Here is a 12,576-nt window from a genome sequence, read left to right on the forward strand (position 1 = left end):
GTCATTGCTCCTGGAGGGTGGCTTGCTTGATCACGACCGGGGTCACCGGCACGTTCTGGTACGGGCCCTTGTTGCCCACGGGCACCATGCGGATCTTGTCGACGACATCCATGCCCTCGATCACCTTGCCGAACACGGCGTAGCCGCCGCCGGCGGTGTCGAGCCGGGTGTTGTCGACGACGTTGATGAAGAACTGCGCGGTGGCGGAATTGGGTTGGTTGGTGCGTGCCATCGCCAGCGTGCCGCGCAGGTTGGACAGGCCGTTGCCGGCCTCCAGCGGGATCGGCGCGCGGGTGGGCTTCTCGGCCAGGTCGGCGGTCATGCCGCCGCCCTGGATCATGAAGCTGTCGATCACGCGGTGGAACACGGTGTTGGTGTAGTGGCCGGCCTTCACGTACTGCACGAAGTTGGCCACGGATTTCGGCGCCTTGGCGGCGTCGAGTTCCAGCACGATGTCGCCCGCGGTGGTGGCGAGCTTGACCTTCTGCGCCTGCGCGGCCAGCGGTGCAGCCAGCAGGCCGGCCAGGGTGATGGCCAGGGCCAGGTGTTTCATCTGTCGCTCCAGATCAGGAAAGGGAGTGGGGTTGGCAAGGCTGTCAGCGCAGCGCCGCCAGCTCACGGGCCAGCCGCAGCTTGCTCTGCAGGGCCGGCTCGCTGCGCGGGCCCGAGGCGGCCTCGTAGGCACGCTGGGCCAGGCGCACGAACACATCGCCCAGGTTCTCGTGCGCGGTGCGGTAGCCCGGGTCCAGCCGCAAGGCGGTTTCCAGCAGGCTGCGTGCGCGGTCGTACTGGCCACCGGCGGCCTGCAGCACGGCCAGGTTGTTGTAGGGCTCGGGCAGGTCGGGAAACTCTTCGGTCATGCGCTCGAGCAGCTTGGCGGCCTGGGCCGTCTGGCCGGTTTCGGCGGCCAGCACCGCCTGCAGGAAGCGCAGGGGCGCATCGCCGGGACGCTGGGCCAGCGCCTGCTCCAGGCGCTGCAAGGCCACGCGCGGCTCGCCGCCGCGGTACTGGCGCTCGATGTCGGCGGCCGTCACCGGCGTGTTGGCCAGGGCGGACAGCGCCGTCAGCAGCATGCCGGACAGCGCGACCCGGACAGCCGGCAGCCGGGCGCGGCGAGGGCGCTGACGGATGGAAACAGGGGTGTTGCGAGGGGCCAAGGATGGACCGGTGCGGGCTTCGGAACGCGGCTGCGGCCACCGGCCCGCCGCTATACTGATTTGATTGTATCGACGCCAAGCGGGCAGACCGGGGGACCGGCTTGCCCGCCCTGCCTGCCGCCAGGCCGGCGTTCGCCACCCCGCCCCCACCTGTGTCTCCGGCCGCCACCTGGCGGCCGTTTTCCGCATCGGCCGATGACCCTGCGCCTGTTCAACACGCTCACCCGCCGCCTCGAACCGTTCACGCCCATCGTGCCGGGCCAGGTGCGCATGTATGTGTGCGGCATGACCATCTACGACCTGTGCCACATGGGCCATGCGCGCATGATGATGGCCTTCGACGTGGTGGCCCGCTGGCTGGCGGCCAGCGGCTATGCAGTGACCTATGTGCGCAACATCACCGACATCGAGGACAAGATCATCAAGCGGGCGCTGGAACGCGGCATCACCATCCGTGCCCTCACCGACGAGATGATTGCCGCGATGCGCGAGGACCTGGCCGCCATCGGCACCCTGCCGCCCACCCATGAGCCGCGCGCCACCGACTACGTGCCGCAGATGCTGGCGATGATCCGCACGCTGGAGGACAAGGGCCTTGCCTACCGGGCCGACGGCGGCGACGTGAACTTCGCGGTGCGCAAGTTCGACGGCTACGGCAAGCTCTCGGGCAAGAGCATCGAGGACCTGCGCGCCGGCGAGCGCGTGGCCGTGGGCGACGACAAGCGCGATCCGCTGGATTTCGTCTTGTGGAAGGCCGCCAAGCCCGACGAGCCCGAAGACGCCAAGTACGGCGGCGACTACGGCCCCGGCCGCCCGGGTTGGCACATCGAATGCTCGGCCATGGGCTGCGCGTTGCTCGGTGAGCGCTTCGACATCCACGGCGGCGGGCAGGATCTGCAGTTCCCGCACCACGAGAACGAGATCGCGCAGAGCGAGGGCGCCTTCGGCCACCAGCATGTCAACGTGTGGCTGCACAACGGCTTCCTCAACGTCGACAACGAGAAGATGTCCAAGAGCCTGGGCAACTTCTTCACCATCCGCGATGTGCTGAAGAAGTTCGACGGCGAGACGCTGCGCTTCTTCTTTCTGCGCACCCATTACCGCAGCCCGTTCAACTTCAGCGACCAGGGCCTGGACGACGCACGCACGGCGTTGCGCCGGCTTTACACCGCGCTGGACGGCATCGACCTGCCGGCCGACAACATGGCCATCGACTGGGCGCAGCCGCAGGCCGCGGCGTTCCGGACGGCGATGGACGACGACTTCAACACCCCTGGCGCGCTGGCGGTGCTGTTCGAACTGGCCAATGACCTGAACCGCAGCCGCGCACCGGCCACTGCCGCGCTGCTGCGCGCGCTGGCCGGCACGCTGGGCGTGCTGCAGCAGGCGCCGCGCAGCTTCCTGCAAGCGGCGCTGGGCGGCGTCGGGCTGGACGAAGCCACCATCCAGGCCCAGATCGCCGCCCGCGCGGCGGCCAAGGCGGCGAAGAACTTCGCGGAGGCCGACCGCATCCGCCAGGCGCTGGCCGCGCAGGGCGTGGAACTCAAAGACGCCCCCACCGGCACCACCTGGGTGCGGGCCTGACCATGCCCAAGCGCAGCACTCCGGGCCAGCCGCCCGATGCCCCCGCCGTGCCCGTGCCCGTGCCGGTGGCCGCACCCGCGGCGGCCGAGCCGCCGGTCGCCACCATCACCCCTGGCTACTGGGACGAGGCCTGCCGCCACCTGTCCAAGCGCGACCGGGTGATGAAGAAGCTGATCCCGAAGTTCGGCGAAGCCCGCCTGCAGAGCCGCGGCGACGCCTTCACCACGCTGGCCCGGTCCATCGTCGGCCAGCAGATCAGCGTGAAGGCGGCGCAGTCGGTGTGGGACCGCTTCGCCGCCGCGGTGGGCGGGCCCAGCAGCCGGCTGGCGCCGGCCGACGTGCTGGCGCTGGACACGCCCACCCTGCGTGGCGCCGGCCTGTCGGCCCGCAAGGCCGAATACCTGGGCGACCTGGCGCGGCACTTCGAGTCCGGCGCGGTGCATGTGCCGCAATGGCAGCAGATGGACGACGAAGCCATCATCGAAGAGCTGGTGGCGATCCGCGGCATCGGCCGCTGGACGGCCGAGATGTTCCTGATCTTCCACCTGATGCGCCCGAACGTGCTGCCGCTGGATGACCTGGGCCTGATCAAGGGCATCAGCCTGGGCTACTTCAGCGGCGAGCCGGTCAGCCGCGCCGAGGCGCGCGAGGTGGGCGAGGCCTGGGCGCCGTACCGCTCGGTGGCCACCTGGTACATCTGGCGGAGCCTGGACCCGCTGCCGGTAGACTACTGACTGTCCAGACAGCACACTGCCAGCATGAGCAAACGACACTTCCTCGACTTCGAGCAGCCGATCGCCGAACTCGAGACCAAGATCGAAGAGCTGCGCTTCGTGCAGAGCGAGTCGGCCGTCGACATCTCGGAAGAGATCGGCCGGCTCGACAAGAAGAGCCAGCAGCTGGCCAAGGACATCTACAGCAACCTGACACCCTGGCAGGTCACGCAGATCGCCCGCCACCCCCAGCGGCCGTACACGCTGGACTACGTCAGCGAGATCTTCACCGACTGGCAGGAGCTGCACGGCGACCGCGCATTTGCCGACGACAACTCCATCGTCGGCGGCCTGGCCCGCTTCAATGGCCAGGCCTGCATGGTGATCGGCCACCAGAAGGGCCGCGACACGAAAGAGCGCGGCCTGCGCAACTTCGGCATGAGCCGGCCCGAGGGCTACCGCAAGGCCCTGCGGCTGATGAAGCTGGCCGAGAAGTTCGGCCTGCCGGTCTTCACCTTCGTCGACACGCCCGGCGCCTACCCCGGCATCGGCGCCGAGGAGCGTGGCCAGTCGGAAGCCATCGGCCGCAACATCTTCGAGATGGCGCAGCTGGAGGTGCCGATCATCGTCACCATCATCGGCGAGGGCGGTTCGGGCGGTGCGCTGGCCATCAGCGTGGGCGACCAGGTGCTGATGCTGCAATTCAGCGTGTACTCGGTGATCTCGCCCGAGGGCTGCGCGTCCATCCTGTGGAAGACCAGCGAGCGTGCGGCCGATGCGGCCGAGGCCCTGGGCATCACCGCCCACCGGCTGAAGGCCCTGGGCATGATCGACAAGGTGGTCAGCGAGCCGGTGGGCGGCGCCCACCGGGACACGCGGCAGATGGCCTCGCAGCTCAAGCGTGCGCTGGTCGATGCGCTGCGCCAGGTCAGCGACTTGAAGCCCAAGGATCTGCTGAACCGCCGCTACGACCGGCTGCAGGCCTACGGCCGCTTTGCCGACACCAAGGACCGCTGACCCGGCGCCAGCCGCTGGCGCCACCGTGGCGGTGGCCTTCAGCGGCGGGCGTGATTCACTGGCCCTGCTGCATGCCACCTGCCGCGCCGCCCAGGCGCTGGATCTGCAGGTCGTCGCACTCCACATCCACCATGGCCTGCTGCCCGAGGCCGATGCCTGGCTGCAGGCCGCCCAACGCCTGTGCGCCCGCTGGCGCCGACGCGGCTGGCCGGTGCAGCTGCGTTGGGCTCGGCTGAGCGGCCAGCCCGCGCCGGGCGACAGCCTGGAAGCCTGGGCCCGCGCTGGCCGGCATGCCGCGCTGGCGGCGATGGCCGCCGAGGCGGGTGCCAGCCTGCTGCTGCTGGCCCACCACCGGCGTGACCAGGCCGAGACTTTCATCCTGCAGGCGCTGCGCGGCGGCGCACCGGCCGGCCTGTCGGCCATGCCGCGGCAGATCGACCGTGCGGGTCTGGTCTGGGCCCGGCCCTGGCTGGACCAGCCGCGCCGCGCGATCGATGCCTATGTGCAGCGGCACCGGCTGCAGCCGGTCGATGACCCGTCGAACGCCGACGACCGCCTGGCCCGCAACCGCCTGCGGTTGCAGCTGTGGCCGGTGCTGGAAGCCGCCTTTCCGCATGCCGAGACCAGCCTGGCCGCCGCTGCCCAGCGCGCGCAGGAGGCCCGCGCGGCGCTGGATGAGCTGGCCGCGCTGGATCTCGCGCCGCTGGTCGATGCCGACGGCGGGCTGGCGGTGGCCGGCTGGCGCGACTTGTCTGCCGCACGCCAGGCCAACGCGCTGCGGGCCTGGTGGGCGGCGCAGGCCGGGCACAGCGCGCCGCTGGCGCTGGTGACCCGGCTGCTGGCCGAAGTGCCCGCCCAGGGCGTGGCGCGCTGGCCTGCCGGCGCCGGCTGGTGGTGCACGCTGCGCGCCGGACGTTTGCGCGTGGTCGCCCCGCCTGGCGACGCAGGCTAAAATCATGGGCTGCGCACCAGGGCCGCGCCACGCCTGACGGGCCCCAAGCGGGCTGCCAGGCACCGATGGAGCCCCGCACGAAGTCCCGCACTTCCTCCAACCATGGCATTGATCGTTCACAAGTACGGCGGCACGTCGATGGGCTCGCCCGAGCGCATCCGCAACGTCGCCAAGCGCGTGGCCAAATGGGCCCGTGCCGGCCACCAGATGGTGGTCGTCCCCTCCGCGATGAGCGGCGAGACCAACCGCCTGCTGGGCCTGGCCAAGGAACTGCAGCCGGCTCAGCTGGACGCGGCCGCGATGCGTGAGCTCGATGCCATCGCCGCCACCGGCGAGCAGGTCAGCGTGGGCCTGCTGGCCCTGGCGCTGCAGGCCGAAGGCCAGCCGGCGGTCAGCTATGGCGGCTGGCAGGTGCCGATCCAGACCGACAGCACCTACACCAAGGCCCGCATCGAGGCGATCGACGACGCCAAGGTGCGCGCCGACCTGGCCGCCGGCAAGGTGGTGATCATCACCGGCTTCCAGGGCATCGACGGCGACGGCAACGTCACCACGCTGGGCCGCGGCGGCAGCGACACCTCGGCCGTGGCCGTGGCCGCCGCGATGAAGGCCGACGAATGCCTGATCTACACCGATGTCGACGGCGTCTACACCACCGACCCACGGGTGGTGCCCGAGGCCCGGCGCATGCACACCATCAGCTTCGAGGAAATGCTGGAGATGGCCAGCCTCGGCAGCAAGGTGCTGCAGATCCGCTCGGTCGAATTTGCCGGCAAGTACCGGGTGCCGCTGCGTGTGCTGTCCAGCTTCACGCCCTGGGACATCAACATCGACGAGGAAGCCGTCTCCGGCACCCTGATCACCTTCGAGGAAGACGAAAAAATGGAACAAGCGGTCGTCTCAGGCATCGCGTTCAACCGCGACGAGGCCAAGTTCACCGTGGTCGGCGTGCCCGACAAGCCCGGCATCGCCTACCAGATCCTGGGCGCGGTCGCGGCGGCCAACATCGACGTGGACGTGATCGTGCAGAACGTGTCGCACGACGGCCGCACCGACTTCAGCTTCACCGTGCACCGCAATGATTTCCAACGCACGAACGACCTGCTGAAGAACACCGTGCTGCCGGCCACCGGCGCCGCCCAGTTCACCGCCGACAACCGCATTTGCAAGGTGTCGATCGTGGGCATCGGCATGAAGAGCCATGTGGGCGTGGCCAGCACCATGTTCCGCACGCTGGCCGAGGAAGGCATCAACATCCAGATGATCACCACCAGCGAGATCAAGACCTCGGTGGTGCTGGACGAGAAGTACATGGAGCTGGCCGTGCGTGCACTGCACAAGGCTTTCGGCCTGGACGCGCCGGAGACGGTGGCCTGAACTGGCATTGATTTCCTGCCCAGCGGCGCCAAAACACGGCGCGGGCTGGGCTAGAATGTGTGGCTTGCACCGGAGTCGTGACCGAGTGGCCGAAGGTGCTCCCCTGCTAAGGGAGTATGGGGCTTAAAACTCCATCGAGGGTTCGAATCCCTCCGACTCCGCCAAACCTGAAACCCCAAGTGATTGATTCACTTGGGGTTTTCTTCTTTCTGCGGCGGCGCGCCGGCGCTGGGCAGCTCCAGCGTGAAGGTGGCGCCGCCACCGGGCCGGTTGGCCGCCTGCAGCCGGCCGCCGTGCTGTTCGACGATGCCGTAGCTGATCGACAGGCCCAGTCCGGTGCCGGCGCCCACCGGCTTGGTGGTGAAGAACGGATCGAACACCTGGGACAGGTGCTCGGGCTGGATGCCGCTGCCGTTGTCGCTGACGGTCAGCCGCACGGTGCCACTGTCGCTGCGGATGTCGATCCACACCTGCGGCTGGGCCGCGCTGTCGGCCAGCGCCGCGTCGTAGCCGTTCTGCACCAGGTTCATCAGCACCTGCAGCAGCTGGCCGGCCTGGCCCAGCACCCAGCAGGGCGCACCGGGCTGCCAGTGCACCTGCAGGTGCCGCGCCGTGCCCTTGCTGACCCAGTGGATGGCACGCTCGACCACGGTGTTGAGGTCGGTGCGCACCCGCTCGCCGCGGTCCATGGCCGAGAAGCGCTTGAGGCCCTGCACGATGTCCGCGGTGCGCTGTGCGCCTTCGAGCGTGCCTTCCATCAGCGAGGGCAGGTCGTCGAGCAGGTGGTCGATGCGCAGGCGGGCGCGCAGCTTCGCCTGTTCATCGGCCGGCGCGGCCTGGTGGATGGCGTCCAGGTAGGCGCGCAGGCGCTCGGTGTACTTGCGCAGCGCATGCACATTGCCCAGCACGAAGCTGATCGGGTTGTTCAGCTCATGGGCCACGCCGGCCACCAGCCGGCCCAGCGAGGCCATTTTCTCCGAATGCAGCAGCTGCTGCTGGGTGCGCTTGAGCGCCTCGTGGGCCTGGTGCAGCTGCTGGTAGGCGCGCTTGATCTCGGCCATCGGCCGGCCGACGAAGACCAGGCCGACCCGGCGCCCGCGGGCGTCCATGCGCGGTGTGCCGTTCAGGTCGACCGGCACCGGCTGGCCCTGGGCGTCGCGCAGTGCCACCTCCACCACCGTGCCGCTGCGCTGCAGCGCCGGCGTGGCCAGCAGCTCGCGCAGGCGATCCGCGCCGGCGCTGCCCGGCACCACCAGGTCGGCCACATGGGTGCCGTGCAGGTCGGCCTCGCCGCGGCCCACCAGCTCGCACAGCGCGGCATTGGTCTCGACGATGCGGCCCTGGGCATCGCAGACCAGCAGCACGTCCGACATCGCCGACAGCACGCTGAAGATGAACTGGTGCGACTGCTCCAGCTCGGCGTTCTTTTCCTCGAGGGCGACCTCGTCGCGCACCAGCTGCGAGTACACCTCGTCCATCTTCTGGATCACGTCCAGCCAGGTCGATTCCTCCACGCCGTCCAGCGTGCCGCCGGGCAGCAGCGCAGTCAGGTCCGGCGTGCGGCTGGGCAGGGTACCGTCAGGCATGGCAGTCCGGGGTGCAGTGGTGCGTGCCCTCGGTGGCAGGCCACAGGCCAAACCAAGCGAACGCCGCGGAACCGGCTTCGCCGGGCCGCTGGCGTTGCCCCCTTGAGGGGGCGCGCGAAGCGCGTAGGGGGTGGGCCATCAGTGCACGGTGCAGACCATGCAGGGGTCGAACGAGCGCACGATGTGCTGCACCGCTACCGGCGTGGCCTCGGCGCCGTCCACCGGCGCGCCCACCAGGGCCTGCTCCAGCGCGCCGGGCGTGCCGGCGGCGTCGCGGGGCGAGAAGTTCCAGCTGGTCGGCGCCACGATCTGGTAGTTGGCGATGCGGCCGCGCTCCAGGCGCACCCAGTGGCCCAGCGCGCCGCGGGCGGCCTCGCCCAGACCCACGCCCTGGCCGCTGTCGGGCAGCGGCACCGGCACGCACCAGGCGCTGTCGGGCTGGCCGATGGCCAGGGCCTGCAGCCAGGCTTCCATCATCGGCACCACACGGGCCAGTTCCACCAGCCGGGCCAGCACGCGGGTGTAGACGGTGGCGCCATGCCGCGCCACCACATCGCGCACCAGCGGCTGGCCGCTGGCCAGCTGGCGGGCGATGGCGCCGGTCTCCACCACCTGGCCGGCCAGGCGCGGCGCCTTGTTCCAGCTGTAGCCGCCGGGCTTGTCGGCATCGGGCAGGGTGCGGCCCTCGCGCGGGTGCAGCGGGCCGCCGGCGTGCTGCAGCCAGCTGTGGGTGGCGTCTTCGCGGATGGCCTCGGTGTCGACAGCCTGCAGCGTGGCGCTGGCCACATCGAACACGCCGGCGCCCAGCGCATGGCCGCCGCCGGGCTGCGGATAGGCGCCGAAGCTCAGCGTGCGGCCCGGTCCGCGGCCCAGGTGCTGCAGCTGCGCATCCTGCGCGATGCCCAGCCACAGCGCGAAATCGCTGCCGGCCAGCGGCGGCTGCTGCGCCCACCAGGCCAGCATCGCGGCCTCGTCGTCCCAGCTGGCCACCTGCTCCAGCGGCAGGCCGAACAGCTGCCGTTCCAGGAAGCCGCGGAACTCGCGCACCTTGGCCAGCAGCCGGGTGCGCTCGGCGGCATCCACCGGCCGGGCGCTGCCGCCGGGCTCGAGGCTCTGGGTGTGGGGCCAGTGGCCGGCCAGCGTGCCCAGCAGGGTGAACCAGCGCTGGCGCGCTGCGATGGCCGCGCGCACCTGCTCGCCGCTGTGCGGCGCGAAGCGCTGCTGCGCCTGCGCATGCCAGGGCCGGCCGGCGTAGGCCGGACGGGTGAAGTCGGGCAGGAAGAACAGGTAGAAGTGGGTCAGGTGGTCGGCCAGGTTCTCGGTGGCCAGCACCAGGTTGGTCAGGTGCTGGCCGTTGGCCGGCATGGCCACACCGCCTGCGGTGCCCATCCCGCCCAGGCTGGCGAGTGCGCGGGCCGCGGCCACCGTCTGGCTGACCGAGCAGATGCCGCAGATGCGTGGCACGATCACCAGCGCATCGTGCGGTGCCTTGCCCTGCAGCATGGTCTCGAAGCCGCGGTACATCGGCGCGGTCACGCGCGCGCTGGCCACCTGGCCGCCGCTGATGTCCAGCGTCACCTCCAGGTCGCCCTCCACCCGGTTGAAGGGCCCGACGATCAGCCGTGTCATCGCGCTGCGCTCACTTCAGCCGGGTCTTGCGGGCGACCGGCGCCACCACGCGGTGGTCGGCCGTGGCATTGAGCTTGACCCGCCGCGGCGTGGCCGACTTCGACAGCGAGGCCAGGGCCACGAACCAGGCCTTGGGCATGTCGGTGGGCAGGCCGATGGGGATGCCGGCGAGCTTGGGCGTCTGGTGGAAGGGGTGGCCTGGCTCCTGGAAGCCGGGCTCGGTGCAGCTGATGCAGGCATGGCCGCCGCGGGTGCAGCTGCCTTCGCCGTTCCACAGCCGGGTGTTGCAGTCGGCATGGGCCTGCGTGCCCTTGCAGCCCATGTGCTCCATCATGCAGCCCTGGTCGCTGGGCTTCTCGGCGCTGGCCTTGAACTCGTAGAACTCGTTGCGGGTGCAGCCGTGGTGCACCAGCTGGTCGGCATAGAAGCGCGGCCGGCCCAGGCTGTCGAGGTCGCCGGCGTGTAGGCTGTCGTCGGCCAGGGCCATCAGCGTGTCGAGCACCCAGCCGGGGTGGGTGGGGCAGCCGGCCACGTTGATGACCGGCAGGCCGCTGCCGGCGCGGAAGGCCTCGCCCAGCAGGCCGCCGGGGCGGTCGTCGTCCCACTGCAGGCCGCAGGCGTCGGTGGGGTTGTCGCCGGCGGCCGTCATGCCGCCCCAGGCGGCGCAGCTGCCCACGGCCACCACCTGCCGGGCCTGCGCGGCCAGGCGCTGCACCCAGTGGATCATCGGCACGCCGGTGCCGGCCATCACATGGAAGCGGCCGCTGCCATGCGGGCCGCGCAGCAGCGCGCCCTCGACGCACAGCACATCCAGCCGCAGCCGGCCCTGGGCCAGGCGCTCCAGCAGGTCCACCACCTCGGCGCCGCTTTCCAGCGACAGCGAGGGATGCCACAGCAGGCGGATGCCGGCATCCCGCAGCTGGCCGTGGAAATCGGTGCTGTCGGCGCACAGCAGCGACATGCTGCAGCCGCCGCAGCCGCCCGACTGCAGCCACAACACATTCAGGCCGGGGCCAGCGGGATCGTCGCCGGGGAGGACGCGGGGCAGGGCCATGGCGGTGCTCAACCTTCCAGCCCGAAGCGCTGCAGCTTGCCGCGCAGGCCCACGCGGGACAGGCCCAGCTCCTGCGCGGCACGGGTCTTGTTCCAGCGGTGGCGCAGCAGGGTCTCGCGCAGCACCACCGCCTCGATCGCGTCCAGCCGCTCGGCCAGCGTGCCGGTGGTGGGCAGGCCCTGGGTGGGCGCCAGGCGGCTGCGGCCGGCCTGGCCTTGCAGCACCCGGCTGGACAGCGTGGCCGCCACGATGGTGTCGCCATCGCCCAGGGCCACGGCGCGGGCGATCTCGTTGCGCAGCTCGCGCACATTGCCCGGCCAGGGGTAGGCCATCAGGCAGGCCAGTGCATCGTCGGCCAGCTGCAGGCCAGGGCGGCCCAGCTCGGCGCCGACGTCCTGCAGCAGGCGGCGGGCAATGGGCGCGATGTCGCCGGGCCGCTCGCGCAGCGGCGGCACGGTGAGGGTGGCGGTGGCCAGGCGGTAGTACAGGTCCTCGCGGAACAGGCCGTCGCGCACCCGCTGCTCCAGGTCGCGGTGGGTGGCGGCGATCACCCGCACATCCACCGGCACCGGGCGGGCGGCGCCCACCGGCCGCACCTCGCCCTCCTGCAGCACCCGCAGCAGCCGCACCTGGAAGGCCGGCGAGGTCTCGCCGATCTCGTCGAGGAAGATGGTGCCGCCGTGGGCGCGCTGGAACAGGCCGGGGTGGTCGTCATGGGCGCCGGTGAAGGCGCCGCGCTTGTGGCCGAACAACTCGCTCTCGAGCAGGGTGTCGGGCATGGCGGCGCAGTTCTCCACCACGAAGGCGGCGCCGGCACGCGGGCTGGCGTAATGCAGGGCGCGGGCCAGCAGCTCCTTGCCGCTGCCGCTCTCGCCCAGCACCAGCACGCTCAGCTCATGCCGGGCCAGGCGCGCGGCCATGGCGCACACCGCATCCAGCGGGCTGCCAGGGGCACGCTCGATGCGGTCGAAGTCGAAGGCGCTGCGGGCCTGGGCCAGCTGCTGGGCGGCGCGCTGGCGCAGCACCGGCGTGGCGGTGCGCAGCGCGATGTCCAGCCGCGCCAGGCCGCGCTGCAGGCCCTGGGCCTCGGCGGCGTCACGCACCGTGGCCAGCAGGTGGTCGGGCACCCAGGGCTTGAGGATGTACTGGTGGATGCCGGCGTCGTTGATGCCGGCGATGATGTCCTCGCTGTCGGTGTAGCCCGAGATGACGATGCGCACCGTGTCGGGCCAGCGCGCACGCACTTCCTTGAGGAACACCACGCCGCTGGTGCCGGGCATGCGCTGGTCGCACAGGATCACCGCCACCGGCTGGCTTTCCAGCAGGCTGCGGGCGGCATCGGCCGAGCTGGCGGTGAGCACGTGGAAATCCTCGTCCAGCGTGCGGCGGATGGCGTCCTGCGAGCGCACCTCGTCATCGACCACCAGCACGGTGGGAAGGTCGGGGTGGGCGGCGCTGGGGAGCATGCTGCGGGGGATTGTGGGGCAGCTTGTGGGGCGGTCGGCAG

General features: G+C 71.0%; 11 protein-coding genes and 1 tRNA gene. 6 read left to right on the plus strand and 6 right to left on the minus strand.

The features are described from left to right. Position 1: 1 nt before the first annotated feature. Positions 2 to 553, minus strand: coding sequence for a peptidylprolyl isomerase (locus FFT10_RS07985; protein WP_137732269.1), 552 nt, complete (start codon positions 551 to 553; stop codon positions 2 to 4). 43 nt (positions 554 to 596) lie between these two features. Then, positions 597 to 1,073 carry a tetratricopeptide repeat protein gene (locus tag FFT10_RS07990; RefSeq protein ID WP_137732270.1) on the minus strand — a complete coding sequence of 159 codons (477 nt, stop codon included), beginning with the start codon at positions 1,071 to 1,073 and terminating at the stop codon, positions 597 to 599. 279 nt (positions 1,074 to 1,352) lie between these two features. Here FFT10_RS07990 and cysS point away from each other — a divergent pair, with 279 nt between their 5' ends. From cysS to FFT10_RS08020, 6 genes are all read left to right on the plus strand, one after another. Then, positions 1,353 to 2,741 (plus strand): cysteine--tRNA ligase, encoded by a 1,389-nt coding sequence (gene cysS, locus FFT10_RS07995; protein WP_137732271.1) that lies wholly within the window; start codon positions 1,353 to 1,355, stop codon positions 2,739 to 2,741. Positions 2,742 to 2,743: 2 nt separating this feature from the next. After that, complete coding sequence (locus FFT10_RS08000; protein ID WP_137732272.1) at positions 2,744 to 3,475, plus strand: DNA-3-methyladenine glycosylase family protein; 732 nt, start codon at positions 2,744 to 2,746, stop codon at positions 3,473 to 3,475. 24 nt (positions 3,476 to 3,499) lie between these two features. Then, a complete protein-coding gene (locus FFT10_RS08005) occupies positions 3,500 to 4,471 on the plus strand; it encodes an acetyl-CoA carboxylase carboxyltransferase subunit alpha (RefSeq protein ID WP_137732273.1) in 972 nt (323 codons plus the stop codon). Between the two features lie 25 nt (positions 4,472 to 4,496). After that, a complete protein-coding gene (gene tilS / locus FFT10_RS08010) occupies positions 4,497 to 5,423 on the plus strand; it encodes a tRNA lysidine(34) synthetase TilS (protein WP_137732274.1) in 927 nt (308 codons plus the stop codon). A gap of 102 nt (positions 5,424 to 5,525) precedes the next feature. Beyond that, positions 5,526 to 6,800: an aspartate kinase gene (locus FFT10_RS08015; protein WP_137732275.1), complete on the plus strand. Its 1,275-nt coding sequence runs from the start codon at positions 5,526 to 5,528 to the stop codon at positions 6,798 to 6,800. A 71-nt stretch (positions 6,801 to 6,871) separates the two neighbouring features. Further along, positions 6,872 to 6,964 (plus strand) — tRNA-Ser (locus tag FFT10_RS08020). 24 nt (positions 6,965 to 6,988) lie between these two features. On the opposite strand, the gene FFT10_RS08025 is transcribed toward FFT10_RS08020, so the two are convergent. The 4 genes from FFT10_RS08025 to FFT10_RS08040 all read right to left on the minus strand — a co-directional run bounded on the left by FFT10_RS08025 (position 6,989) and on the right by FFT10_RS08040 (position 12,535). Next, the gene (locus FFT10_RS08025; RefSeq protein ID WP_137732276.1) at positions 6,989 to 8,386 is read right to left on the minus strand and encodes a sensor histidine kinase; all 1,398 of its coding nucleotides are present in this window, start codon (positions 8,384 to 8,386) and stop codon (positions 6,989 to 6,991) included. Between the two features lie 138 nt (positions 8,387 to 8,524). After that, on the minus strand, positions 8,525 to 10,015 hold the full coding sequence (locus FFT10_RS08030; RefSeq protein WP_137732277.1) for a nickel-dependent hydrogenase large subunit: 1,491 nt from the start codon (positions 10,013 to 10,015) through the stop codon (positions 8,525 to 8,527). 10 nt (positions 10,016 to 10,025) lie between these two features. Then, the gene (locus FFT10_RS08035; protein ID WP_174246090.1) at positions 10,026 to 11,069 is read right to left on the minus strand and encodes an NADH-quinone oxidoreductase subunit B family protein; all 1,044 of its coding nucleotides are present in this window, start codon (positions 11,067 to 11,069) and stop codon (positions 10,026 to 10,028) included. Between the two features lie 8 nt (positions 11,070 to 11,077). Then, positions 11,078 to 12,535, minus strand: a complete 1,458-nt coding sequence (locus FFT10_RS08040; RefSeq protein ID WP_137732278.1) for a sigma-54-dependent transcriptional regulator — start codon at positions 12,533 to 12,535, stop codon at positions 11,078 to 11,080. Between the last annotated feature and the right edge of the window lie 41 nt (positions 12,536 to 12,576).

This window comes from Pseudaquabacterium pictum (assembly GCF_005403045.1).
GTDB lineage: Bacteria > Pseudomonadota > Gammaproteobacteria > Burkholderiales > Burkholderiaceae_C > Pseudaquabacterium > Pseudaquabacterium pictum.